General features: G+C 61.0%; 21 protein-coding genes, 6 tRNA genes and 1 pseudogene. 9 read left to right on the top strand and 19 right to left on the bottom strand.

From position 1 onward, the window contains the following. Nucleotides 1-14: 14 nt before the first annotated feature. From IHV84_RS15780 to IHV84_RS15745, 8 genes are all read right to left on the bottom strand, one after another. The gene (locus tag IHV84_RS15780) at nucleotides 15-746 is read right to left on the bottom strand and encodes an ABC transporter ATP-binding protein (protein WP_198847562.1); all 732 of its coding nucleotides are present in this window, start codon (nucleotides 744-746) and stop codon (nucleotides 15-17) included. Further along, a complete protein-coding gene (locus IHV84_RS15775; protein WP_142081206.1) occupies nucleotides 743-1531 on the bottom strand; it encodes an ABC transporter ATP-binding protein in 789 nt (262 codons plus the stop codon). The genes IHV84_RS15780 and IHV84_RS15775 overlap by 4 nt, the downstream gene beginning before the upstream one ends. 159 nt (nucleotides 1532-1690) lie before the next feature. Further along, nucleotides 1691-2893: a substrate-binding domain-containing protein gene (locus IHV84_RS15770; protein WP_198847561.1), complete on the bottom strand. Its 1203-nt coding sequence runs from the start codon at nucleotides 2891-2893 to the stop codon at nucleotides 1691-1693. A 172-nt stretch (nucleotides 2894-3065) separates the two neighbouring features. Beyond that, nucleotides 3066-4589 (bottom strand): sigma-54-dependent Fis family transcriptional regulator, encoded by a 1524-nt coding sequence (locus IHV84_RS15765; protein WP_198847560.1) that lies wholly within the window; start codon nucleotides 4587-4589, stop codon nucleotides 3066-3068. A gap of 149 nt (nucleotides 4590-4738) precedes the next feature. Beyond that, the gene (locus tag IHV84_RS15760; RefSeq protein ID WP_198847559.1) at nucleotides 4739-5383 is read right to left on the bottom strand and encodes a DUF2325 domain-containing protein; all 645 of its coding nucleotides are present in this window, start codon (nucleotides 5381-5383) and stop codon (nucleotides 4739-4741) included. A gap of 280 nt (nucleotides 5384-5663) precedes the next feature. Next, entirely contained in the window at nucleotides 5664-7178 is a 1515-nt protein-coding gene (locus tag IHV84_RS15755; protein ID WP_066787510.1) for a tripartite tricarboxylate transporter permease, read from the bottom strand. Nucleotides 7179-7190: 12 nt separating this feature from the next. Continuing rightward, the gene (locus IHV84_RS15750; protein ID WP_066787517.1) at nucleotides 7191-7709 is read right to left on the bottom strand and encodes a tripartite tricarboxylate transporter TctB family protein; all 519 of its coding nucleotides are present in this window, start codon (nucleotides 7707-7709) and stop codon (nucleotides 7191-7193) included. Nucleotides 7710-7800: 91 nt separating this feature from the next. Beyond that, nucleotides 7801-8757, bottom strand: a complete 957-nt coding sequence (locus tag IHV84_RS15745; protein WP_044401225.1) for a tripartite tricarboxylate transporter substrate binding protein — start codon at nucleotides 8755-8757, stop codon at nucleotides 7801-7803. A 190-nt stretch (nucleotides 8758-8947) separates the two neighbouring features. Between IHV84_RS15745 and IHV84_RS15740 the strand changes: the two genes are divergently transcribed. The 5 genes from IHV84_RS15740 (at nucleotide 8948) to IHV84_RS15720 (ending at nucleotide 13592) form a co-directional block, all read left to right on the top strand. Continuing rightward, nucleotides 8948-9631: a response regulator transcription factor gene (locus tag IHV84_RS15740; protein ID WP_233100063.1), complete on the top strand. Its 684-nt coding sequence runs from the start codon at nucleotides 8948-8950 to the stop codon at nucleotides 9629-9631. Between the two features lie 16 nt (nucleotides 9632-9647). Next, complete coding sequence (locus tag IHV84_RS15735) at nucleotides 9648-11105, top strand: sensor histidine kinase (RefSeq protein WP_198847557.1); 1458 nt, start codon at nucleotides 9648-9650, stop codon at nucleotides 11103-11105. Further along, nucleotides 11102-11521 carry an RNA-binding S4 domain-containing protein gene (locus IHV84_RS15730; protein ID WP_044401223.1) on the top strand — a complete coding sequence of 140 codons (420 nt, stop codon included), beginning with the start codon at nucleotides 11102-11104 and terminating at the stop codon, nucleotides 11519-11521. Before IHV84_RS15735 ends, IHV84_RS15730 begins: the two co-directional genes overlap by 4 nt. Before the next feature lie 131 nt (nucleotides 11522-11652). After that, nucleotides 11653-12705 (top strand): extracellular solute-binding protein, encoded by a 1053-nt coding sequence (locus IHV84_RS15725; protein ID WP_066692036.1) that lies wholly within the window; start codon nucleotides 11653-11655, stop codon nucleotides 12703-12705. 128 nt (nucleotides 12706-12833) lie between these two features. Next, nucleotides 12834-13592, top strand: coding sequence for a 3-hydroxyacyl-CoA dehydrogenase (locus tag IHV84_RS15720; protein WP_198847556.1), 759 nt, complete (start codon nucleotides 12834-12836; stop codon nucleotides 13590-13592). Between the two features lie 136 nt (nucleotides 13593-13728). Here IHV84_RS15720 and IHV84_RS15715 read toward each other — a convergent pair. The 11 genes from IHV84_RS15715 to folC all read right to left on the bottom strand — a co-directional run bounded on the left by IHV84_RS15715 (nucleotide 13729) and on the right by folC (nucleotide 20234). Then, a tRNA-Asp gene (locus IHV84_RS15715) sits at nucleotides 13729-13805 on the bottom strand. Nucleotides 13806-13855: 50 nt separating this feature from the next. Then, nucleotides 13856-13931: transfer RNA gene (locus IHV84_RS15710), tRNA-Glu, on the bottom strand. A 24-nt stretch (nucleotides 13932-13955) separates the two neighbouring features. Further along, nucleotides 13956-14031, bottom strand: a tRNA-Ala gene (locus IHV84_RS15705). Nucleotides 14032-14089: 58 nt separating this feature from the next. Continuing rightward, a tRNA-Asp gene (locus tag IHV84_RS15700) sits at nucleotides 14090-14166 on the bottom strand. Nucleotides 14167-14216: 50 nt separating this feature from the next. Then, nucleotides 14217-14292: transfer RNA gene (locus IHV84_RS15695), tRNA-Glu, on the bottom strand. Between the two features lie 24 nt (nucleotides 14293-14316). Beyond that, nucleotides 14317-14392 (bottom strand) — tRNA-Ala (locus tag IHV84_RS15690). Between the two features lie 62 nt (nucleotides 14393-14454). Further along, nucleotides 14455-15867 (bottom strand): glutamate--tRNA ligase, encoded by a 1413-nt coding sequence (gltX, locus tag IHV84_RS15685; RefSeq protein WP_198847555.1) that lies wholly within the window; start codon nucleotides 15865-15867, stop codon nucleotides 14455-14457. A 96-nt stretch (nucleotides 15868-15963) separates the two neighbouring features. Further along, the gene (gene purF / locus IHV84_RS15680) at nucleotides 15964-17469 is read right to left on the bottom strand and encodes an amidophosphoribosyltransferase (protein ID WP_067512848.1); all 1506 of its coding nucleotides are present in this window, start codon (nucleotides 17467-17469) and stop codon (nucleotides 15964-15966) included. 72 nt (nucleotides 17470-17541) lie between these two features. Next, the gene (locus IHV84_RS15675; protein WP_044400473.1) at nucleotides 17542-18036 is read right to left on the bottom strand and encodes a CvpA family protein; all 495 of its coding nucleotides are present in this window, start codon (nucleotides 18034-18036) and stop codon (nucleotides 17542-17544) included. Between the two features lie 24 nt (nucleotides 18037-18060). Next, on the bottom strand, nucleotides 18061-18885 hold the full coding sequence (locus tag IHV84_RS15670) for an SPOR domain-containing protein (protein ID WP_198847554.1): 825 nt from the start codon (nucleotides 18883-18885) through the stop codon (nucleotides 18061-18063). Between the two features lie 23 nt (nucleotides 18886-18908). Then, nucleotides 18909-20234 carry a bifunctional tetrahydrofolate synthase/dihydrofolate synthase gene (gene folC, locus IHV84_RS15665; protein WP_198847553.1) on the bottom strand — a complete coding sequence of 442 codons (1326 nt, stop codon included), beginning with the start codon at nucleotides 20232-20234 and terminating at the stop codon, nucleotides 18909-18911. A gap of 47 nt (nucleotides 20235-20281) precedes the next feature. Between folC and IHV84_RS15660 the strand changes: the two genes are divergently transcribed. From IHV84_RS15660 to IHV84_RS15645, 4 genes and pseudogenes are all read left to right on the top strand, one after another. Continuing rightward, nucleotides 20282-20656 carry an arsenate reductase gene (locus IHV84_RS15660; protein WP_142081229.1) on the top strand — a complete coding sequence of 125 codons (375 nt, stop codon included), beginning with the start codon at nucleotides 20282-20284 and terminating at the stop codon, nucleotides 20654-20656. 154 nt (nucleotides 20657-20810) lie between these two features. Then, nucleotides 20811-21086 (top strand): annotated as a pseudogene (locus IHV84_RS15655) (glycine zipper 2TM domain-containing protein); the annotation flags it as partial. Between the two features lie 55 nt (nucleotides 21087-21141). Further along, the gene (locus tag IHV84_RS15650) at nucleotides 21142-22182 is read left to right on the top strand and encodes an IS630 family transposase (RefSeq protein ID WP_044395424.1); all 1041 of its coding nucleotides are present in this window, start codon (nucleotides 21142-21144) and stop codon (nucleotides 22180-22182) included. A gap of 65 nt (nucleotides 22183-22247) precedes the next feature. Further along, complete coding sequence (locus IHV84_RS15645) at nucleotides 22248-22586, top strand: hypothetical protein (protein WP_370541304.1); 339 nt, start codon at nucleotides 22248-22250, stop codon at nucleotides 22584-22586. The last annotated feature ends 142 nt before the right edge of the window (nucleotides 22587-22728 follow it).

Below are 22728 nucleotides of genomic sequence, written 5' to 3'. Positions count from 1 at the left end.
ATTTGGTTTGATATTCATAGCGACAGCCCCAACAGCGACTGCTGCAATGCCTCGTCCGCCGCCAGCGCGGCCATGCTGCCTGCGTGCACCACGCGGCCGTTGTCCATCACCGCCACGGTGTCGCCCAGGCGCTTGGCAAAGTGGATGTTCTGCTCAACCAGCAGGATGGTGACGCCGCTCTTTTTGAGCTGGTCGAACGCCTCGATCATGTTGTTGATGATGGCGGGGGCCAGGCCTTTGCTGGGCTCGTCCACGATGAGCAGATCGCGCGGCTCGATGATGGCGCGGGCCACGGCCACCATCTGCTTTTGACCGCCGCTGAGCTTGCCTGCGGGGTGGTTCCAGAACTTCTCCACGGCCGGGAACAGCCGGAAGATCCATTGCAGCCGGGCGGCGTCCATCTGCGCTGCGTTGCTGGCCTTGCGTGCGGCCAGCAGCAGGTTTTCCTTCACCGTCAGGTCGGCAAAGATGCCCATGTTTTCTGGCACGTAGGCAATGTTGAGCCCCGCAATCTGCGGTGTGTGCAGGCGCGTGATGTCGCGCCCGTTGAAGTGGATGCTGCCCTGCGAGGCCTGCCACAGGCCCATGATGGTGCGCAGCGTGGTCGTCTTGCCCGCGCCGTTGCGGCCCAGCAGCATGGTGAGCTGGCCCTTGGGAATGGCGAGGTCCACGCCGTGCAGGATGTGGTACGCCCCAATGTGCGTGTGCACGCCTTGGAGTTCCAGCAGGTTGGCAGTGCTGCTCATGCGGCCTCCTTCTCTGCGTCCTTGTCGGCGTCCTTGCTGATGCCCAGGTACGCCTCCTGCACCACGGGCGATGCGATCACCTCGGCGGGTGCGCCATCGGCCACCAGCGTGCCGTTGGTCAGCACGATGATGCGGTCGGCCAGCTCGCGCACCACGTCCATCTTGTGCTCCACCAGCAGGATGATCTTGGTCTTGTCCTTCTTCAGTTCGCGGATCAGGTTCAGGATCACCGGGGCCTCGTCGTGGCTCATGCCCGCGGTGGGTTCGTCAAACATGTAGACCTGTGGCTCCAGCGCCATGAGCAAGGCCACTTCCAGCTTGCGCTGGTCGCCATGCGGCAGGCTAGCCACGGGCGTATCGCGCCGCTCGAACAGGGCCACGCTGCGCAGGATGGATTCGGCCCGCTCGGTGAGGTGGCGGTGGTCGCTCCAGATGCTCCACAGGTTGAGCCCCCGGCGGTGCGCCCCGCCCTGCGTGGCCTGCACGGCCAGGCGCACGTTCTCCAGCACGCTCAGGTTGGGGAACAGGTTGGTGAGCTGAAACGCCCGGCCCAGCCCCGCACGGGTGCGGGCCGAGGGGCTGAGCGCCGTCAGGTCTTGCCCGCCGAGTTGCACGCTGCCCGCACTGGCCTTGAGCTGGCCCGAGATGAGGTTGAAGTACGTCGTCTTGCCCGCGCCATTGGGGCCCACGATGGCGGTGAGCGTGCCCGGCGCAAAGGCACAGGTCACACCATTGACCGCCACATGGCCGCCAAAGCGGATGGTCAGGTTGTGGGTTGCAAGCATGGGGGCAGCAGGTGGTGTGGAGGCAAACGGCAGGCCAGCACAAAGATCAAGGTCAAAACAGCCTCTATGGCTTATCCATCAAGCGCAAGCAGCTATCAAAAAGTGAGTAGCAAACTGCGCAGGGCCATCGCGCCCCACACAGCCGCTGTTTCAGCGCAATCAGCGCTTGTTCCGGATCGGAACGTTCATCTCTTCGGGCTTGATCTCGCGCACCAGCTCGGGCACGCCCCAGGCAAACGCCGGGTCCACCTTGATCTTGAAGTGGTACATGCTCTGCAGGGCCTGGTGGTCTTCCTTGCGGAAGGTCATCTTGCCCTTGGGCGTGTCAAAGCTCATGCCTTCCATCGTCTTGATGAGCTTGTTGGTGCTGGTCTCGCCATTGGTGGCCTTGAGGGCGGTGACCAGCGCCATGGCCGAGGAGAAGCCCCCGGCGGTGAAGAAGTCTGGCGGGGCCTTGAACTGCTTGTAGTGCATCGCCACCAGCGCTTCGTTCACGGGGTTCTTGGGGATGCCGAAGTAGTAGTACGTGGCCCCTTCCATGCCCGGGAAGGCCTTGTAGCTGGCCATGGCGGAAAGGATGTTGCCGCCCGAGGCCACGTCAATGCCGAAGCGCTTGGACAGCTCTTGTGCAGCTAGCGCGGCGTAGGGCGGCGTGCCACCAGCCCAGATCACCATCACCACCTTGCGGCCGGGCTGGTCCTTGAGCTTGTCGACCACGCGCTGGATACCTGCGGTGAAGTCGGTGGTGTTTTGCGGCAGGTATTCCTCGTGCACCAGCTTGGCGTTCTTGATGGCTTCCTTGAAGGCCTTCACGCCGTCGCGGCCAAAGGCGTAGTCTTGCGCCAGCGTGACGATGGTGGTGCCCGCCTTGTCCACCGCCACGGCGTTGCTGATGGCATCCTGGCTGCTGTTGCGGCCGGTGCGGAAGATGTATTTGTTCCACTTGTCGCCAGTGATGGCATCAGCCGCAGCGGGCTCCACCAGCAAGATCTTTTTGTATTCCTCGGCCACGGGCAGCAGCGCCAGCGCCACGCCGCTGGAGGTGGGGCCGACGGCGATGTCGGCCTTGTCGTCGGAATAGGCCGAGGCCAGCAGGCTCTTGCCCAGGTCAGGCTTGCCCTGGTCGTCTTTCTCGATCACCACCAGCTTCTTGCCCGCCACCTGCATCGTGCCGCCGGTGGCGTACTCCAGGCCCATCATCAGGCCAATCTGCGTCTGCTTGCCGTAGGCCTCCAACGCACCGGTCTTGCTGTACACGTGGGCGATGCGGATTTCGCCCGACTGGGCCCACGAAGGGACCGCGATGGCGGCGAGTGCGGTGGCAGCAAAGGCGGTGGCGGTGACCAGGGTGCGGCGTTGCATGGCGAATGTCTCCTGTGGTTGTGCAAGCCACCAGTGCACAGTCCATGCCAGCAGCCCACCACACTACACACCCGCGCTAAGTGCTTGATTTGAATCACCCCGCGCCGACCAAAGCGCCTGCCTCGTGCTCAGAATGCCTGAATTTCAGACAATCTATTTGTCTGAAATTCAGTCAAATGGCTGATTTCCAATCAGGGTTTTCCAGACGTTCGTACAAGGTGGCGCGCGAGATACCCAGCTGCCGCGCCGTGGCCAGCTTGTTGCCGCCATGGGCCTTGAAGGCGGCGGCGATGGCCTTGCGCTCCAGCTCGGCCACCTGCTCGGCCAGGGGCCGCAGGTAGCGGGATTCGCCGTCGGCATCGGGCGCGGGGTGGTCCATCACCGGCGCAGGGGCAGCGGGCTCTACCCCGGCTTCGCGCAGCACGCGGGCGAGTTGCTCGGCGTCGATGGTGCTGGCGTCGCTGCGCATCACGGCCTGCTCCAGCACGTTGCGCAGCTCGCGGATGTTGCCGCGCCAGGGCTGGCCGGCCAACAGGGCCAGGGCATCGGGGGCCAGTTCGGGCGGCGCGGTGCCGTTGCGCAGGGCCAGGTCTTCGCCCAGGGATTCCACCAGCGCCGGGATGTCGCTGCGCCGCACCCGCAGCGGCGGCACGCGCACGGGCAGCACATGCAGGCGGTAGAACAGGTCTTCGCGGAACCGGCCCTCGCGCACCAGCACACCCAGATCGCGCGAAGTGGCGGCGATGATGCGCACATCAAAAGGCACCAGCTTGTTGCTGCCCAACGGCTCGATCTCGCCCTCTTGCAGCGCCCGCAGCAGCTTGGCCTGCAGACTTTGCGGCATGTCGCCGATTTCATCGAGGAACAGCGTTCCGCCATCGGCCAGCTTGAACTTGCCGTCGCGCCCCTTGCGGTCGGCACCGGTGTAGGCGCCGGGGGCCACGCCGAAGAATTCGGCTTCGAGCAGCGTGTCGGGCACCGCTGCGATGTTGACGCTGACAAAGGGACCACTGGCGCGGCTGGACGCAGCGTGGATGGCGTGCGCCAGCAGCTCTTTGCCCGTGCCCGTTTCACCCAGCAGCAGCACCGGGCTGCTCGACTGCGCAGCACGCCGCGCCTGGCGCTTGACCTCGGCCGCTGCGGGGCTGGAGCCGATGAAGCTGGCAAAGGTGTACTTGGCGCGGCGCTCTCCATCCCCCGCCACGGCCAGCGTGCGGCGGCGCTGGCTGGCCAGCTCGCGCCGGGCATCGTCCAGGTCGCGCTGCAGCAGCGCAAACTTGCTGATGAGGGGTTGCAGCGTGGTCTCGGGGTGGTCAAACAGCACGATGCCGATGGCGCCGATCACGCGGTCGGCCTCGTCGCGCAGCGGAATGCGGCTGACCACAAAGGTGCCCGCCTTGTTGGTGAGCAAATCAATCAGCACAGGCTGGCCCGTTTCCAGCACACGGCGCATCTGGGTGTTGGGGATGACCTCTTCCACCGTGCGGCCCAGGAACTGGTCCAGCGACGAAAAGCCCAGATCGGGCAGGAAGCGCTGATAGCCCTCGTTCACCCACACGATGCGGCAGGTGCGATCAACCAGGAACATGCCCTGGCTGACGCTGGAAAACAGCTGGAACATGGAGCGCGCCGCCAGCTCCAGAATGCTTTGGGCATCGAGCGGCAATGCGGGGGTGTCGTCGGGAAGCGCGGGCATGGATGCGATGGTAGCGTGATGCTCTCGCGGGTCTGGCGTGGGCCACCGCCAGCCCAAAGGCGGCCCAGCCTCTTCACGATTAGCCCAACCACTATCAAAAGAATAGCTGCCAGCGCTTATTGCAAAGGCGCCAGAGGCTGTTTTGGCTATCAATCCTGCACTGCAGGCAGTACAGCGTGGGACAACGCTGAACGCGCACCACCCGCCAGGCGCAGCACCACCACTTGCTGGCCGGGGCCCTGCACTGCAGAAGGCAATGCCGCCTGGTCCACCAGAATGCAGGGCTTGCCTGTGCGGCGGCAATGGTCTTGCACGCGCCAGTAGTCGTCGTGGCTGATGCAGCCGGTCTGGCAGATCACCAGGTCGGCCGCAGCCAGGCTTTCTTCCAGAGCGTGGGGCGGCTGGTGTGCGGGCATGGGGTGTGCGGCGGGCGCAACTGCCTCATCCTGCGATAGCACGGCAGGCTCAGAAACATCCTGCACGGTGACCTGCAGCCGCCAGCGCAGGCATTCGCGCGAGAGGCTGGCCACACGCTCTGCCAGCATGTGAATGTGGCGGGCCATGTCTTTGCGCCGGGCCTGTCCGGGTGGCTGGGCCTGGCGGGCATCTTCCAGGGCAGCGCGGGCCTGCTCCAGTTGCGTATCGCGCACGATCACCGCTGCGCGCAAGCGCACCACTTCGCGCTGCAACCGCTCCAGCTCGGCCGCCTGCTCGGCCACCACCTCACTGCAACGTGTTTGCGCCTCGCCCAACTGGCGGCACAGGGCCAGAAACTCTTGCGACAGTGTGTGCATGCGCCACCCATACAAATAAGAATTATTCTCATTCTAGGGTACAATGGGCAGCTGCAAAAGCAAGTACCTGGTGGGAGGACATCGGGGGACCACCCCCTGATGTCTGCTTGCGAAGCCGGTGTGCAGGGGGTGGGTGGCACGGTTCTCCTCCCACCCCGCAGCACCCACGCTCTGCGGCCCTGCGCGGCGCACTCTCACCCTCCCTCCCCTTCTCCTCTGCCCCATGAAAAAAGGGTGTGCAGATCGCTCTGCACACCCTTGGGGTTATCGCTTCGCCTTGTCAGCCAGCGCTGCCCTCGATTGCCCGCAGTTTCTTGGCAGCCCAGCGGCGCAGCAGGCGTGGAATGATCAGCACGCACAGCACGATCACGATCAGGGTGAGCGAGCCTGGGCGCTCCAGGAAGATCGTCCATTTGCCTTCGCCAATCGCCACGGCGTTGCGCATCTGCGCCTCGGCCAAGGGGCCCAGGATCATGCCCACCACGACCGGGGCGGCCGGGAAGTCAAAGCGGCGCATGACCACGCCCAAGAGGCCAATCGCGTACAGCAGCACCAGATCGAATGCGCTTTGGCGCATGCCATACACGCCCAGCGTGGAGAACACCAGAATGCCGGCGTACAGGTACGACTTGGGAATGTTCAGCAACTTGACCCACAAGCCCACCAGAGGCAGGTTCAGGATCAGCAGCATCACGTTGCCGATGTACATCGATGCGATCAGCGCCCACACCATGGCGCCGTTGGTGTCAAACAGCTGCGGGCCAGGCTGGATTCCGTAGTTCTGGAAGGCACCCAGCAAGATGGCTGTGGTGTTCGACGTGGGAATGCCCAGCGTGAGCAGCGGAATCAGCGTGGCCGTGATGGCTGCGTTGTTGGCCGCCTCGGGGCCGGCCACGCCCTCAATGGCGCCGGTGGTGCCAAATTCTTCCTTGTGCTTGCTCAGCTTCTTTTCAGCCGCGTAGCTCAGGAAGGTCGGAATCTCGCTGCCACCCGCAGGCACCGTGCCAAACGGAAAGCCGATGAAGGTGGCGCGAATCCAGGCGGGCCAGGAGCGCTTCCACTCTTCCTTGGTCATGTGCGTGCTGGTCAGGCGGTTCTGGGTTTCGTCCACCCGGCCTTCGTACATCACGTTGTACAGCGCCTCGCCCACGGCAAACAGGCCCACCGCAATCAACACCACTTCGATGCCGTCCATCAGCTCGGGCACGCCACCGGTGTAGCGAGCCTGGCCGGTGATCTGGTCGATGCCGATCAAGCCCATCGCCAGCCCGACGAACAACGCCACCATGCCACGCAGCGTGCTCTTGCCCAGCACCGCACTCACGGTGGTGAAAGCCAGCACCATCAGCATGAAATATTCAGGGGGACCCAGGCGCACAGCATATTCAGCCACCAGCGGCGCAAAGAACGTGACCAGCACCGTCGCAATCGTGCCTGCCACGAACGAGCCAATCGCCGCTGTGGCCAGCGCAGCGCCAGCGCGCCCGCTCTTGGCCATCTTGTTGCCCTCCATGGCCGTGACCATGGAGCCCGCCTCACCGGGCGTGTTCAGCAGGATGGACGTGGTGGAGCCACCGTACATGGCGCCGTAATAAATGCCACCAAAGAAGATCATGGAGGCCGTGGCCTCAACCTTGACGGTGATGGGCAGCAGCATGGCCACGGCCACGGCGGGGCCGATGCCGGGCAACACGCCCACAGCGGTGCCGATGATGCAGCCCACAAAGGCCCACATCAAGTTGATAGGAGTGGCAGCGGTGATGAACCCCTGCATCAGAAGATTGAGCGTATCCATGGCGTGCTGGCTTTACAGCCACCCCGTGTTGGTGAGGCCGGGCAGGTTGATGGCCAACAGTTGCGTAAACATCCAGTACACCGGCGCCGCTACCGCGATGCCAATGGCGGAATCCTTGATCCAGGCCTGCAGGCGCAAGTCCAGTTCACCTTCGGAGCTTTTGAAACCCCGCACCGACAGCACGAAGCACAACGCGCAGCTCAGGATGAAGCCCAGGGTGGTGATGAGCATGGCGTTGAGCAGCAGCCCGGCGGACACCCAGATGAAGCCCTTCCAGTGCGCACGCTCGTCACCCGAGCCCTCTTCCAGTTCGCGAAAACCACCGGTCAGCGCATGGGCGACGCACAATACCCCACACACCAGCAAGGCGGCCGAAACCACCCATGGCAAGAAGTTGGGGCCAACGCCCCCGTAGCCAGCTTCCGAGCTGACCGAGCTGGCGCCCCAGGCCAAGCCCCCAGCAAGCACCACGATGCCGAGACCCAGCAGGGTCTGCAGCGGCTTGGAGCGCGATGAATGTTGTTGTGTCATGGTTTTTCCCTCGCACACACCTGCAATGCGGCACAGCGGCGCTGCGCCCGCTCTTTCGAGCAGGCGCAAGGCCGCGCACGCCGTGCTGGTTTTAGATCATTCCGGACTTGGCCATCGTGGCACGCAGGCTGGCAAATTCCGAGTCCACGAAGTTCGAGAACTCATCGCCAGCCAGCCATGCGGGCGTCCAGCCGTTCTTTTCCATCGCGTCTTGCCAAGCCTTGTGCTTGAAGGTCTTGGACAGCGCGTCGATCAGGGCCTTGCGTTGTTCGGCCGTGATGCCAGGGGCACCGTACACGCCGCGCCAGTTGCCGATGTCCACGTTGATGCCCTGCTCCTTGAGCGTAGGCACATTGACGCCTTTGAGGCGTGCGGAAGACGTCACACCCACAGCGCGCATCTTGCCGGCGGCAATGTATTCCGCGAACTCGCTATAGCCGCTGCCGCCGATGGTGACGTTGCCACCCAGGATGGCGGCGGTGGCCTCGCCACCCCCACGGAACGCGACGTAGTTGATTTTGGCAGGGTCCACACCCACTTCACGCGCAATCATGGCAGCGGCAATGTGCTCGGTAGAACCACGCGAGCCGCCGCCCCATTTCACGCTGCCGGGGTCTTTCTTGAGCTGCTCGATCACGTCCTTCATGGTCTTGAAGGGGGAGTTGGCAGGCAGCACGAACACGTTGTATTCGCTGGTCAGGCGTGCCAGCGGCGTGACCTTGTCCAGGCCCACCGGTGGCTTGCCGGTGATGATGCCGCCCAGCATCACGGCGCCCATCACCATCAGTGCATTCGGGTCACCCTTGCTGGCATTGACGAACTGCGCCAGGCCGATGGCGCCCGCAGCGCCGCCCTTGTTGTCATAAGACACCGACGAAGCGGCACCCGCATCTTGCATGGCCTTGCCCAGGGCGCGGCCCGTGGTGTCCCAGCCACCGCCAGGGTTGGCGGGAATCATCATCTTCAACGCAGCCGTCTGGGCCGACACCGGCAAGCTGCCGACGGCGGCCATGGCGGCCAAGGACTTGAGGAAAGTATCGCGACGCATCGGTGTCTCCTAGAACGGTTAGCGAATGGCTGGATGATGCGCGCCCTGCCTGTCAAAAGGCTGTCTGCAAACTCAGGGAAAACACCCATACGAGCGTTGCACCGGGCCGCATGCCGTCCCCGCATTTTTTGTGTATCGCCGCTGGAAAAACTCTGGAAACCGCAGCCCAGTCGGTGCTATGGTGCCGCGCATGCAATTGCTCCTAGTAGAAGACGATCCCACCATGCAGACCACCTTGCAGCGCGCGCTGACGCGGCGTGGCATGGAGGTGACTGCGGTGGGTGATGGCAAGGCAGCTCTCAGCCAATGGGTGGGGCGCGTGCCCGACGCCGTGGTGCTCGACCTGACCCTGCCCGGCCTGGACGGTCTGCAAGTGCTGCAGCGTGCTCGCGCCCTCGGCCTGCGCACACCGGTGCTGATCCTCACCGCGCGCGGCACCGTGGGCGACCGGGTGATGGGGCTGAACGCCGGGGCTGACGATTACCTGCCCAAGCCCTTTGATCTGGACGAGCTCGAAGCTCGCCTGCGCGCCTTGGTAAGGCGCAGTGCCGACCCGGGCGCCACGCCAGTGGGCAGCAATATCACGCAGATTGGCGCCATTCGTTATGACAAGGACAGTGGCGCCCTGTACCTGCACGGCGAAGTCATGGAGCTGACTCCGCGCGAGCTGGCGCTGATGCACGCGCTGCTGGCGCAGCCTGGGCACGCGGTGACCAAAGAGCGGCTGTACGAACTGGTGTTCCCCGGTCAGCTTGATGTGCAGTACGAAGCCATCGAGGTGGTGGTGTACCGGCTGCGTAAAAAACTGGTGGGCACAGGCCTGACCCTGATGACCTTGCGCGGCCTGGGGTACCTGCTACGCACCGATGCGTGACGCACACAGCCAAACCATGAGCGAACCCCAGCAAGCCACCCACTCCCTGCGGCGCAGGCTGTTGCTGGGCATTCTGGTGCCGGTGATTGCCTTCATCAGCTTCAACACCTACAGCCTGTACCACCAGACGCTGGCGTCTTTGCACACGGCGTACGACCGGACGCTGCTGGCATCGGCCAAAAGCATCAGCGAGCAGCTCGACGTGGAAGGCTACGACGACGAGGCCCAGATCCGCGCCATCGTGCCCTACTCGGCACTAGAGGCTTTCGAGGCCGACAACCAGAGCCACATGTTCTACCGAATCTCTACCCAGGGGGGTGAAGTGATCTCCGGGTTCGGCGACCTACCCGAGTGGCGCGGCAAGATTCCGCTCAAGCCCCCATACGCTGCCTTGGTGGATTTTTACGACGACGTCTTCCGCGAGCAGCCCGTGCGCGTGGCAGTGCTACTGCAGCCGGTGGCCGGTGCCGAAGGCCGCGGCATGGCCGTGATCCAGGTGGCAGAGACGCTGGAGGTGCGTGAAACCCTGGCACTGCAAATTCTGTGGAAGACCTTGATGCGCCAGGCCCTGCTGATCGCAGTGATTGCCTTCACCGTGTTGTGGGTAGTGCAACGCGCCACACGCCCCGTGCGACACCTGAGCCTGCAACTACAGGCACGTGGCGAGGGTGACTTGAGCCCCATCGCTGCCCCCACCGCCCCGCGCGAATTGCAACCACTGATTGCTGCGACCAACCAGGTGATGCAACGGCTGCGCCATCTGCTGCGCCACCAAAAACGGTTTGTGCGCGACGCATCGCACCAGTTGCGCACACCGCTGGCCGTGCTCAAAACCCAGGTGCAATCGGCCCTACGCGGCGACATGCCTGCCGAGCAAGCCCTGCATGAAATCAGCGACACGGTAGACCGTGCCACACAGCTGGCCAACCAGATGCTGGCGCTGGCCAAGGTGGAGCAACTGCGCCAGCAAAGCGAGCCCCCCATCACCCGGCTGGACGAGGTGCTGCGCACCGTGGCGCTGGAAATCTCCCCGCTCATCGCCCAACGTGATCTGGACTTTGGCATCCACACCGAGGCCGCACCCGTGCGCGCTCATGAGTGGATGCTTCGCGAACTGACCCGCAACCTGCTGCACAACGCGGTGCGCCACGCGCCGCACGGCAGCGAACTGGCGGTGGACCTGCGCTGTGACGCCCATCACACGGCGCTCACCATCAGCGACTGCGGGCCGGGCATTGAACCCGAACTGGCAGCGCGGCTGTTTCAACCGTTTTCGGCAGGCGATGTGCGCAGCGGCAGCGGCCTGGGCCTGGCAATTTGCCAGGAAATCGTGCAAGCGCTCGGAGGAAGCATCACCCTCACCAACCGAGAGCAAGGCACCCGAATCCTGGGGCTGGACGCCGTGGTGCGCCTGCCGCTTGCGCAACACTTTGCCAGCGCCACCCATGGCAACCCGGCACAATTGAGCGAATGAACGTGACTGAAACGATGCGGCTGGACAAGTGGCTTTGGTGTGCGCGCTTTTACAAAACGCGCAGCCTGGCCACCGAGGAAATTGCGAAGGGACGCGTCACCGTGAACGGCCAAGCCGCCAAGCCCGCCCGGGACTTGCGCTGTGGTGACACCGTGGCGCTGCGCCAGGGGCCAGTGGCCCGCACAGTGCTGGTGCGAGCCTTGAGCGGTGCACGTGGCCCCGCCCCTGTGGCGCAACTGTTGTACGAAGAAACGCCCGAAAGCATTGCCGCCCGCGAGCGCGCCGCCGAACAGCGGCGCCTGGCCCCCGAACCTGCCGCCGCGCTGCAAGAGGGTCGCCCCACCAAGCGCGACCGCCGCAACATCGACCGCGCCCGAGACTGGGGTAGCCGCTGGAGCGCTTCGATTGACGAATAAATGATTGCGGTAACGGCGCCTCTCCCGGGAGGTGCTTTGTGCGGAAGTACCTCTGCTACACGGGTTTTTATTAAGAATAATTCGCGTTTGTTTTATCATTAGAACATCGCAACCCCGAAAGAAGCATTTCCATGTCGAAGACCGTGAAAGCCCTGCTGACCGCCTGCGCACTGGCCGCCACTGCGGGCGCCACATTGGCCCAAGAGCAAGTCGTAAATCTGTACTCCGCCCGCCACTACTCTACCGACGAGGCGCTCTACACGGGGTTTACCAAGGCCACGGGCATCAAGATCAACCGCGTGGACGCCGACGATGCAGGCATCCTCGCTCGACTGAAGGCTGAAGGCTCTGCATCTCCGGCAGACGTCATCTTGCTGGTGGATGCGGCCCGGCTCTACAAGGGTGAAGTGGACGGGCTGTTCCAGCCCATCCAGTCCAAGGTGCTGAACGACGCCATTCCCGCCAACCTGCGCAGCGCCCCCGCAGCCGATGGCGGCATTTCGTGGTTTGGTCTGTCCACCCGCGCCCGCGTCATCGTCTACAACAAGGTCAAGGTCCAAAAAGCCGATGTGGACACGTATGAAGAGTTGGGAGACCCCAAGAACAAGGGCAAGCTCTGCATTCGCTCGGGTTCGCACCCCTACAACCTGAGCCTGTTTGGCGCAGTGACCGAGCATTTGGGTGAGCAAAAAGCCGAGGCCTGGCTCAAGGGTGTGGTGGCTAATCTGGCCCGCCCCCCCAAGGGCGGTGACACCGACCAGATCAAGGCGGTGGCCTCCGGCGAGTGCGATATTGGCGTGACCAACAGCTACTACCTCGCCCGCATGATGCGCTCCAACAAACCGGAAGACGTTGCGGTGGTGAACAAGGTCGGCGTGGTGTTCCCCAACCAGGCATCGTGGGGCACGCACCTGAACATTGCGGGGGGTGCAGTCGCCAAACACGCCAAAAACAAGGAAAACGCCGTCAAGTTCCTCGAATACCTGGCAAGCCCCGAAGCCCAAAACTACTTCGCCAACGGCAACAACGAGTGGCCGGCGGTCAAGAGCGTGACGCTGGACAACCCCGCACTCAAGGCCATGACGGGCAATGCCCCCTTCAAGAGCGAAACCATTCCCATCAGTGCCGTGGGAGCCAATGTGACCAAGGTGCAGCAGATGCTGGACCGCGTCGGCTTCCAGTAACTCCGTCACAACCCACTCCCGAGAGCCCGGTACATGCCGGGCTTTTTTGTGTGTGCTCGCGCAGCTCCTTCACAGAGGTAGTTGATAATTGACGTTTACGTCAACGTAATTCAACTAGGAGACACGTTATGGAAATCAAGGGCAAAGTATTCATCGTCACCGGCGGCGCCTCAGGGCTGGGCGAAGGCACCGCACGCATGCTGGCTTTGCGCGGCGGCACTGTCGTCATCGCGGACATGCAGGTCGAAAAGGGCGAAGCCGTCGCCAAGGAAATCGGCGGAGCTTTTGTGCGCTGCGATGTCAGCAATGAAACCGATGCACAGGCAGTGGTCGACAAAGCAGTATCGCTGGGCAAACTGATGGGCCTGGTCAACTGCGCAGGCATTGCGCCCGCTGAGAAAACCGTGGGCAAGAACGGCGCGCATTCCCTGGCCTTGTTCAGCAAAACCATCACGGTGAACCTAGTGGGCAGCTTCAACATGATCCGCTTGGCTGCCGAAGCCATGGCCAAAAACACCCCGGAAGTCACAGGCGAACGCGGTGCCATGATTTCTACCGCCAGCGTGGCTGCTTACGATGGCCAAATTGGGCAAGCTGCATATTCCGCATCCAAGGGCGGTATCGTGGGCATGACCCTGCCCATCGCTCGTGACCTGGCCCGCAACGGTATCCGCAACATGACCATTGCCCCAGGCATCTTCGGCACTCCCATGCTGTTTGGCATGCCCCAGGAAGTGCAAGACGCACTGGCCGCCGGCGTTCCGTTCCCAAGCCGCCTGGGCACGCCCGAAGACTATGCCAAGCTGGCCGTGCACATTTTTGAGAACGATATGCTCAACGGCGAAGTCATTCGCCTGGACGGTGCGATTCGCCTGGCACCACGTTAATTGCTATAAATTTAATAGCTTGTAGCGCTTACCCCATAAGCGCTACAAGCCAAAAATACCGAGATTCTTCATTCCTAAAAAGCAAACGCAAAAACAAAAACGCCGCAATGAAATTCATCGCGGCGTTTTGCTTTTCTGGCGGAGTGGACGGGACTCGAACCCGCGACCCCCGGCGTGACAGGCCGGTATTCTAACCAACTGAACTACCACTCCTGGTAGATAGCTTTCGCTTGCATCTCAGACACAAGCCAAGCGCTACAACTTGGCGACCCTACGGGGATTCGAACCCCGGTACTCACCGTGAAAGGGTGATGTCCTAGGCCTCTAGACGATAGGGTCAAAACCTTGGAACTTACTAACCTGTGGTGGAGGTAAACGGGATCGAACCGATGACCTCTTGCATGCCATGCAAGCGCTCTCCCAGCTGAGCTATACCCCCACTGAACTCTGAATTTCTTCAGAGCAAGAGCGTGCGGCGAACCACAAGCTTCTTGACTTGGCGGAGTGGACGGGACTCGAACCCGCGACCCCCGGCGTGACAGGCCGGTATTCTAACCAACTGAACTACCACTCCTGGTAGATAGCTTTCGCTTGCATCTCAGACACAAGCCAAGCGCTACAACTTGGCGACCCTACGGGGATTCGAACCCCGGTACTCACCGTGAAAGGGTGATGTCCTAGGCCTCTAGACGATAGGGTCAAAACCTTGGAACTTACTAACCTGTGGTGGAGGTAAACGGGATCGAACCGATGACCTCTTGCATGCCATGCAAGCGCTCTCCCAGCTGAGCTATACCCCCAGTTCTAACAACAACTATATTTCGCGTCGCCGTCATCACAGCCTTGAATTATATACAGATTTTTAGCGATTCTGCAAACGCGAGAGAACTTTTTCGCGTCCCACTAGTTCCAGCACCGCATCCACTGACGGCGTATGGGCGGTTCCCACCGTCAACACGCGCACAGGCATGGCCAGCTGAGGCATCTTGAGACCGTGCGCAGCCAAGACGGTTTTAAAAGCAGCACTGATGGACGCCTTGTCCCAGGCACAAGAAGCCAAAGCTTCGCCCAGCGCGTCAAGCGCCGGAGCCACGGCGGGCGTCACATGCTGGGCCAGTTCGGCAGCCTGGGGCTGCACGTCGCCATAGAAGACATACGCCCAATCCGCCAGTGCCACCGTGGTGTCGCATCGATCTTTGAACAAACCGCAAATGCGCGTGAGTCGACCGTCCTCCAGAGCTGCACGCTGCACACCGCGCTGCACCAGTTGCTCTGCCACCAAAGCAGCCAAGGCGTCATCCGCCATCAACTTGATGTGCTGGGCATTCACCCACCGCAGTTTGGCTTCGTCAAACTGCGCAGCGCTACGGCCAAGATGATCCAGGTTGAACCACTGCAAGAACTGCTCGCGGCTGAAAATTTCATCATCGCCATGGCTCCAGCCCAAACGTGCCAAGTAATTGATCATGGCCTCGGGCAAGTAGCCTTCGTCGCGATATTGCGTCACGGGCTTGGCTCCGTTGCGCTTGCTCATCTTCTCGCCCTGCTCGTTCAGAACTGTCGGCAAGTGTGCGTATACGGGAGGCTCCACGCCCAGCGCACGGAAGATATTGATCTGCCGAGGCGTGTTGTTGACGTGATCGTCCCCACGGATGACATGGGTGATGGCCATATCGATATCGTCCACGACCACGCAGAAGTTGTACGTGGGCGTCCCGTCTGGGCGGGCAATCACCAGATCATCGAGTTCATCGTTGCGGATTTCAATGCGGCCCTTGACCTTGTCATCCCATGCCACCACGCCGTCTTTGGGGTTGCGGAAACGCAGGACTGGCTGAACACCTTCAGGCACGGGTGGCAAGGTTTTGCCCTCTTCTGGTCGCCAGGTGCCGTCATAACGGGGCTTTTCCTTGGCAGCCATCTGACGCTCCCGCAGGGCGTCGAGTTCTGCAACGCTCATGTAGCAAGGGTACACCTGCCCCTTTTCCTGCATCTGCGCCAGCACGGCCTTGTAACGATCCATGCGCTGCATTTGATAGAACGGCCCCTCGTCCGGCTGCATCCCCAACCACTGCATGCCTTCCAGGATCACATCCACCGCAGCTTGGCTGGAACGCTCCACATCCGTGTCTTCGATGCGCAAGATGAAATCACCGCCCGTAGCCCGCGCAAATGCCCAGGGATACAGTGCAGAGCGAATGTTTCCGAGATGGATGAAACCGGTAGGTGAAGGGGCAAAGCGCGTGCGAACGCGTGCAGAGGTGTTTTCGGTCATAGCAAGTGGGATGCACAACGCCGCACTTCACGGCGCTGCTGGTTCATTGGTTTTACGGGATCAAAGCGAAGTGGTGCCTGATCGGCCAGTCAGCAGTCAGGCCTCCTGGGCGTTTGGAAGCGCAAGGCGAGACGTATCTTCTTCGTTCTCCTCGGTTCCCACACGGCCTTCATTCAGTCGAGCAATACCTTCTGCGGTAATGTCTCCTGTCACGTAAACACCGTCAAAGCAGGAAGCATCAAACCCGGAGATCGCACTGTTGAGCGAGCCTACAGCCCGCTTCATGGCTTCCACGTCTTGGTAAATCAGTGCATCGCATCCAATCGCTTCACGCACTTCTTCAACGGTACGGCCATGGGCTACCAGCTCTTTGCTGGTAGGCATGTCGATACCGTAGACGTTCGGGTAGCGCACCGGCGGTGCTGCACTGGCAAGATACACCTTGCGAGCACCTGCATCACGAGCCATCTGCACGATTTCGCGGGAAGTGGTGCCTCGAACGATGGAATCATCCACCAGCAATACATTTCGGCCCTTGAATTCGCTGGCAATCACATTGAGCTTCTGACGAACCGACTTTTTGCGCACGCCCTGCCCTGGCATGATGAACGTGCGGCCCACGTAGCGGTTTTTCACGAAACCTTCGCGGTAAGGAATACCCAACAAATGCGCCAACTGAGTGGCGCTGGGACGGCTGGATTCGGGGATCGGAATGATCACGTCGATTTCGTTGGGTGGCACCGTAGACACCACGCGTTTGGCAAGGGCCTCACCCAAGTTCAAGCGTGCTTGATAGACCGAAATACCGTCCAGCACAGAGTCGGGACGTGCCAGATACACAAACTCGAAAATGCATGGGTTGAGTTGAGGCGCCTCCGCGCATTGGCGGGAATGCACGGTGCCGTCCAGCGTGATGAACACCGCCTCTCCGGGCTGAATATCGCGTTCGAATGCGTGGGACGTTCCCTCCAGTGCGACGGATTCACTGCCCACCATCACGGTGCCGTCTTGGCTGCGGCCCATCGCCAACGGGCGAATCCCGTGCGGATCGCGAAATGCCAGCAAACCGTGGCCGGCAATCAATGCGATCACGGCATAGGAACCCTTGATCCGCCGGTGCACGGCACGCACCGCCGTGAAGACATCATCAGGCTGCAGCGGTACACCACGCGTCGCACGCTCCAATTCGTGTGCGAAAACGTTGAGCAAAACCTCTGAATCGCTCTCAGTGTTGGTGTGCCGGTGATCTGTTTGGAACAACTCCGCACGCAAAGAATGCGCGTTGGTCAGGTTCCCGTTGTGCACCATCACGATACCGAATGGGGCGTTGACGTAAAAAGGCTGTGCTTCTTCTTCGCTGTACGCATTGCCCGCTGTGGGGTAACGCACCTGGCCCAGCCCCACATTGCCCGGCAGCGCCCGCATATTGCGGGTGCGAAACACATCACGCACCATCCCTTTGGCCTTGTGCATGAAAAACTTGCGGCCTTGCTGGGTAACGATACCTGCGGCATCCTGGCCACGATGCTGCAACAACAGCAACGCGTCATAAATCAGCTGATTGACTGGCGCAGCACTGACAACACCAACGATTCCACACATAGTTTGTTCCCATCCAATTGCAGTAACTTCTGCACTAAGCCAATTTCACAAGCGACCGCAAAGGGCAGTCGCTTATTCCCACGAAGGAAGAAGACTTCCGAATTCTTGTGGCAGCGCGGGCCTCAAAGACTCCAGCACCTGGGTCAACACATAAGCACCCAGGGACTCTTTCCACCACGCGTTATCGCGCAGCGGCGTGAGTCCCACGATCACAGCAACCACCAACAACAATACGCCACCGCGGACCAGCCCAAACAGCGCCCCCATACTGCGATCCGCAGGGCGCAGGCCGATTGCTTCGATCATTTTCTTGGCAAGCCAAGCCACCAAGCCAAAAACAAAAACTGCGATCACGAATACCACCGCAAATCCTGCGGCATAACTGAGCGCCCCTTCGCCCCCTGCAACGGGCAGGCGCTGACCGACGTCAGCTGCAAACCACTGGGCGGCAAAAAATGCAGCAACCCACCCGGCAAGAGAAAACAACTCAAAGATCAACCCGCGCCATGCGCCGATCAGCAAGGAGGCTCCCAAAACCACCAAGAAGATCCAGTCAAGTGCGTGCATGAATCACTCAAGGCAGCGCTTGAATCAAAGCGTCAAAATGGACGCCGACAAATCCAGCCCCTTGATGCGTGCGGCCGCCTTGTCAGCTTCAGCTCGGCTGCTGTAGGGACCTACGCGCACCCGTGTCCTTTTTCCTTCCTTGGAATCCACCACCTGGGTGTAGGTTTTCAGTCCTGCGCGCTCCAGCTTGACACGCACCTCTCTGGCCTTGTCTGCATCGGCGAAAGCTCCAACTTGAACGATGAATCGCTCATCATCGAAGCGCTCGGGCACTGCAGGCTTTCGTACATCCGCCGGGTGCTGTTTTGTAGCCGCGTCGTCAGTCCGCGCTACCGCCTTGGGCGAGTTGGCTGAAGGGCTTTTTGTCTCGGGCGCCTTGGTGCCGGCACTGGCAGCAGCCCCGGCAGTCGAGCCAGGATTCGGCTTGACCGCCGCTCGGTTACTGCCACTGGAGCTGGAGGACACCAACTCCTCGCCATCCGCCAAAGTGGAACTAGCAGTCAAACGCTCAGTACCGGTGCGGCTCTGCTGCCCCGAACGATCAGAACTAGCAACGACGGACTTGGTCGCATCTGCATCGCCAGCATTTGCAGGCACCATCAGTGGTGCAGCCTTGTTGCGATCAGGAATTTCGATAGGCACGTCCACGGGGATGGGGCGCGGCTGAGTGTCGAACAACATGGGGAACCCCACCACGCCCAACAAAACCAGTACGGCAGCCCCCATCAGGCGATGCCGTGCGCGGCGCCGCATGACCTCGATGCTTTCCGCTTGCGGAGAGCGGGAGCGTTTCGCCGGTTTTTCGGCAGAAGCACCCTGACCGGGCCACCGAAACTTGAAAAATGCCATGGAGAGTACGACTCGTGTGGACCTTAAGCGCCCAGATGTTTGGCATTCAGGCGAGGGATTCCATTCACAAGAACCCCGCCCACCGTGTAAAACGAGCCAAAGACCACGATTCTATCAGCCGGGTCTGCCGCCTCTACTGCGGCCTTTAGCGCGACCAAGGGATCCGGATAAACGCTGGAACTCACATCCTTTCGGCCTCCCGCGACCATGTGCACGGCATTCCATTTCTGCTGAAGCTCGGCCCCTGACAACGCCCTGGGGGTAGGCAAACTGGTGAAGTACCAGCGATCCACCAAGGGGCCAATCTTCCCAAGCATAGGCCCCAAGTCTTTATCAGCCATCGCGCCAAACACCGCGTGGGTGACCGGGTAGTAGCCCATGGCGTCCAAATTGGCCGTGAGCGCAGCCACAGAGTGCGGGTTGTGGGCAACATCCAGCACCAAGGTTGGCTGGCCGGGCACGATTTGGAAACGCCCGGGCAAATCGACCATGGCCATACCGTTTCGCACGGCCTGTGCGGTTACGGGCAATTTGTCTCGCAACGCTTCAAATGCCGCCAAGACACCCGCTGCATTGACCAACTGATTGGCACCGCGCAGCGCCGGGTACGCCAAACCAGCATAGCGACGGCCTCTTCCAGCCCAGTTCCATTGCTGCTTGTCGCCACCAACATTGAAATCATGACCTACGCGCCACAGGTCTGCCCCAATTTCACGGGCGTGGTCGACAACGCTTTGGGGCGCCATCGGATCACTCACGATCGCGGGACGCCCCGTGCGCATGATGCCGGCCTTCTCACGGCCAATAGACTCACGGTCCGGCCCAAGAAACTCCACATGGTCAATGTCGATGCTGGTGATGATGGCGCAATCCGCATCGATGACATTGGTGGCGTCCAGCCGCCCCCCCAGGCCTACTTCAAGAATAGCAACATCGAGCAACGAATGGCTCATCAACCGCAGGATTGCCAAGGTCGTGAATTCGAAATAGGTCAGAGAGACTTCTTCCCCCCCTTGGGTGCGCGCTTTCTCCACAGCCTCAAAGTGTGGAAGAAGGTCTGCAGGACCGACGATCTCGCCATGAACCCTGCAACGCTCTTGGAAGTGCACAAGATGGGGCGATGTGTACACGCCGGTGCGATACCCCGCCTGTAGCGCAACCGCTTCCAGCATTGCGCAGGTTGACCCTTTTCCATTGGTTCCAGCCACAGTGACGACTGGGCAGTTGAACTTCAACGCCATTCGGTGCGCAACCTCTCGGACACGCTCCAAGCCCATATCGATGCCGACCGGGTGAATCTGCTCGCAATGACGGAGCCAGCCTTCCAATGTGTGGGGTGTGGTGTGCATAGACCTCCGATTGTCGCCGAGGCAGCAGATCAGGCATTATTTCGCCCATGAAACAACCCCAAATTACCCTGTACGGGATTCCCAATTGCGACACTGTCAAAAAAGCCAGGGCCTGGCTTTCCGAGAGGTCTTTGGAATACGCGTTCCACGACTTCAAAAAGCAAGGCATCTCGCTACAGCAATTGCGAGTCTGGTGTGAAACGCTGGGTGTGGACCAGGTACTCAATCGAAAAGGAACTACCTGGCGCGCATTGACTCCTACTCAGCAAGAAACCGCAAGCAACTTCGAAAGTGCGCTCCGACTGATGCAAGAGCACACCAGCCTGATCAAGCGACCCGTCGTGGCGTGGAGTTCTGGGGAAGCATCCACGTTGACGGTTGGTTTTTCCCCCGTGACCTGGATGCAGCACTGCGACTCATAGAGCACAGCCCTAGCTCATACAGGATGTGCTTCGAAAAGTGCGGATTTGGGCTTGATTTACCCAACTTCACACTTCTTTTCTGAAAACTGCGGCAAAACGCTCAACGTCTTTCTGATGTCGCGCGTTGTAAAGCCGTCAAGACAGGAGTTTTCCCATGAGAAAGACAGTCATCCTCACCGCAGTAGCGCTTTGCTCCACTGCCGTATGGGCTCAGGAACAAGGACGCGTACTCTCCGCCACCCCTATCGTTCAGCAGGTGGGCGTTCCCCAGCAAGTGTGCGGCAACGAGACGGTTTACAGCGGTTCGCGTAATTCGGGCGCAGGAGCGGTCATGGGAGCCATTGCAGGCGGCGCAGCCGGCAACGCCATTGGCAAGGGAAATGGGAGAGTTGCAGCTACCGCATTGGGCGTGATTGGCGGAGCAGTCCTATTGATCGGGCCCCATAAAGATTGAACTTTCTGCTGATTTTCGCGTTCGAAGCAGCATGGACAAAGAAGACGCGAGATACCAAACCCTGGAGCAGCTTCACGAGCGGCGCAAGCAAGTCATCCGACTGCACAAACGGGGCATCAAAGTCATGGAACTGGTGCAGATGTCGGGCTTGAGCTACCCGGCTGTGCGCAAGGTGCTTGATCTGTTCGAGCAAGGCGGCTGGCCAGCCATCAAACCAGCCGGTCGTGGTCGCACGAAAGGCGATGCCCGATTGCTCACGCCCGAGCAAGAAGTCCACATCCAAAAGACCATCTGCGACAAACGTCCCGAGCAATTGAAGATGGACTTCTTCCTGTGGAGTCGCGCCGCCGTGATGCAGCTTATCGAACAGGAATGTGGCTTGAAATTGGGTGTGCGCACCGTGGGCAAATACCTGGCACGCTGGGGTTTCACCCCACAAAAGCCCATCAAGAAGGCATACGAACAACGCCCCGAAGCCGTCAAGGCCTGGCTAGATGAACACTACCCGGCCATCGAGGCCAAGGCCAAGGCTGAGGGCGGCGAAATCCACTGGGGCGATGAGACCGCACTGGTCAACACCGATGTACGCGGCAGGAGCTATGCACCAGCAGGTGAGACACCCGTGGCGTTCACGGTGGGCAGCACACGCCAGAAGCTGTCGATGATCGCCACGGTGACCAACCGGGGCAAGGCACGCTGGATGATCATTGACGAGGCCTTCAACAGCGACAAGTTGATTGAGTTCCTGGAGGCCTTGATCAAGGACGCGGGCAAGAAGGTGTTCCTGATCCTTGACAACCTGCGTGTACATCACAGCAAACCGGTCAAGGCGTGGCTGGCAGAGAGAAAGGAACAGATCGAGGTGTTCTACCTGCCCAGCTACAGCCCGGAACTCAACCCAGAAGAGCGTTTGAACGCCGACCTCAAGCAGGCCATGGGCAAGCGGGTCCCGGTCAGAACAAAGGCAAAACTGCGCGATGCGGCCAACGAACACATGGCCATGCTGGAGAAGTCACCCGAGCGGGTGATGAGCTACTTTCAGGATCCCCGCGTCAAATATGCCGCCGCTTGAGACTTCATGGGGCCGGAGCAATAGGCAACCAGATTGAAGGAAGCGGCCGCCCCCAGTACGAAACCGTGCAGCGCTGCACGACCGAAACGTATTTTGAAAATCGTACGGTGGGCTACAACGTGGTGTATGAATACGCAGGTCGCCAATACACCACTCGCACCCAGTACGACCCAGGCCAATGGATTCCTGTCACCGTCCAGCCACAGGTAGGGCAAAGTTATTCAACGCAGCCAAGCAACTATGGCGTCTATGGATCAGGAAACACCTACGCGCAACCTGGCGTGATCACATCGACCTACCCGGCTCCTGCGGCCTACATTACCCCGCCCGTGACAGTGATTGAATACAACTACACGGATGGCCGCCGCCCCTACCATCACCACGGCAACCCCTACTGGCGTTGAGTAGCCCATAGCCGTCAACATAGAAGAGCCCCCTTTGTGGCAATGCCAGTCAGTTAAGCCCGCAGGCGGCTTGATCCAGTAAAAAGAGGACGTGTTCAACACGTTCCCTTTTTTGCTTGATGAGCCTGCTTGCAAACGCCTT

Source organism: Acidovorax sp. IB03 (assembly GCF_016406015.1).
GTDB classification, from domain to species: domain Bacteria; phylum Pseudomonadota; class Gammaproteobacteria; order Burkholderiales; family Burkholderiaceae_C; genus Acidovorax; species Acidovorax temperans.
Note: the sequence above shows the minus strand (reverse complement) of the source record. Positions and strands in the feature narration are given on the sequence as shown.

Coding starts and splice junctions, on each gene's coding strand:
- IHV84_RS15725 (WP_066692036.1), top strand. CDS start 11,653: ATGTCGAAGACCGTGAAAGCCCTGCTGACCGCCTGCGCACTGGCCGCC.
- IHV84_RS15660 (WP_142081229.1), top strand. CDS start 20,282: ATGAAACAACCCCAAATTACCCTGTACGGGATTCCCAATTGCGACACT.
- IHV84_RS15770 (WP_198847561.1), bottom strand. CDS start 2,893: ATGCAACGCCGCACCCTGGTCACCGCCACCGCCTTTGCTGCCACCGCA.
- IHV84_RS15775 (WP_142081206.1), bottom strand. CDS start 1,531: ATGCTTGCAACCCACAACCTGACCATCCGCTTTGGCGGCCATGTGGCG.
- IHV84_RS15750 (WP_066787517.1), bottom strand. CDS start 7,709: ATGACACAACAACATTCATCGCGCTCCAAGCCGCTGCAGACCCTGCTG.
- gltX (WP_198847555.1), bottom strand. CDS start 15,867: ATGACCGAAAACACCTCTGCACGCGTTCGCACGCGCTTTGCCCCTTCA.
- IHV84_RS15780 (WP_198847562.1), bottom strand. CDS start 746: ATGAGCAGCACTGCCAACCTGCTGGAACTCCAAGGCGTGCACACGCAC.
- IHV84_RS15765 (WP_198847560.1), bottom strand. CDS start 4,589: ATGCCCGCGCTTCCCGACGACACCCCCGCATTGCCGCTCGATGCCCAA.
- IHV84_RS15670 (WP_198847554.1), bottom strand. CDS start 18,885: ATGGCATTTTTCAAGTTTCGGTGGCCCGGTCAGGGTGCTTCTGCCGAA.
- IHV84_RS15720 (WP_198847556.1), top strand. CDS start 12,834: ATGGAAATCAAGGGCAAAGTATTCATCGTCACCGGCGGCGCCTCAGGG.
- IHV84_RS15755 (WP_066787510.1), bottom strand. CDS start 7,178: ATGGATACGCTCAATCTTCTGATGCAGGGGTTCATCACCGCTGCCACT.
- IHV84_RS15735 (WP_198847557.1), top strand. CDS start 9,648: ATGAGCGAACCCCAGCAAGCCACCCACTCCCTGCGGCGCAGGCTGTTG.
- IHV84_RS15745 (WP_044401225.1), bottom strand. CDS start 8,757: ATGCGTCGCGATACTTTCCTCAAGTCCTTGGCCGCCATGGCCGCCGTC.
- IHV84_RS15730 (WP_044401223.1), top strand. CDS start 11,102: ATGAACGTGACTGAAACGATGCGGCTGGACAAGTGGCTTTGGTGTGCG.
- purF (WP_067512848.1), bottom strand. CDS start 17,469: ATGTGTGGAATCGTTGGTGTTGTCAGTGCTGCGCCAGTCAATCAGCTG.
- IHV84_RS15675 (WP_044400473.1), bottom strand. CDS start 18,036: ATGCACGCACTTGACTGGATCTTCTTGGTGGTTTTGGGAGCCTCCTTG.
- IHV84_RS15760 (WP_198847559.1), bottom strand. CDS start 5,383: ATGCACACACTGTCGCAAGAGTTTCTGGCCCTGTGCCGCCAGTTGGGC.
- IHV84_RS15650 (WP_044395424.1), top strand. CDS start 21,142: ATGGACAAAGAAGACGCGAGATACCAAACCCTGGAGCAGCTTCACGAG.
- IHV84_RS15740 (WP_233100063.1), top strand. CDS start 8,948: ATGCAATTGCTCCTAGTAGAAGACGATCCCACCATGCAGACCACCTTG.
- folC (WP_198847553.1), bottom strand. CDS start 20,234: ATGCACACCACACCCCACACATTGGAAGGCTGGCTCCGTCATTGCGAG.